This window comes from Shigella sp. FC1567 (genome assembly GCF_001743015.1).
In the GTDB taxonomy this organism is placed as follows: domain Bacteria; phylum Pseudomonadota; class Gammaproteobacteria; order Enterobacterales; family Enterobacteriaceae; genus Escherichia; species Escherichia coli.
This window is the reverse complement of sequence record NZ_MIIV01000358.1, coordinates 1-656: the sequence shown is the minus strand read 5'-3', so window position 1 is coordinate 656 and position 656 is coordinate 1. Positions and strand designations below refer to the sequence as shown.

General features: G+C 52.3%; 1 protein-coding gene. It reads left to right on the top strand.

Going from position 1 to position 656, the window contains the following annotated elements; genetic code table 11:
* Positions 1-656, top strand: a 656-nt coding sequence (locus BHE85_RS17805; protein WP_069673637.1) for an IS630 family transposase, incomplete at both ends; no start/stop codon positions are given.

The following is a 656-nucleotide window of genomic DNA, read 5'->3' as shown; positions in this document are numbered from 1 at the left end:
GAGATAACCGGTTGCCAGTTAAATGCCGGAACCGTTCGCCGCTGGTTGCCGTCTGCGGGGATTGTGTGGCGAAGGGCTGCGCCAACTCTGCGTATCCGTGACCCGCATAAAGATGAAAAGATGGTAGCAATCCATAAAGCACTGGACGAATGCAGCGCAGAACATCAGGTCTTTTATGAAGATGAAGTGGATATCCATCTTCATCCCAAAATCGGTGCGGACTGGCAACTGCGCGGACAGCAAAAACGGGTGGTCACGCCGGGACAGAATGAAAAATATTATCTGGCCGGAGCGCTGCACAGCGGGACAGGTAAAGTCAGCTATGTGGGCGGCAACAGCAAAAGTTCGGCGCTGTTCATCAGCCTGCTGAAGCGGCTTAAAGCGACATACCGTCGGGCGAAAACCATCACGCTGATCGTGGACAACTACATTATCCACAAAAGCCGGGAAACACAGAGCTGGCTGAAGGAGAACCCGAAGTTCAGGGTCATTTATCAGCCGGTTTACTCGCCATGGGTGAATCATGCTGAACGGCTATGGCAGGCACTTCACGACACAATAACGCGTAATCATCAGTGCCGCTCAATGTGGCAACTGTTGAAAAAAGTTCGCCATTTTATGGAAACCGTCAGCCCATTCCCCGGAGGCAAACATGG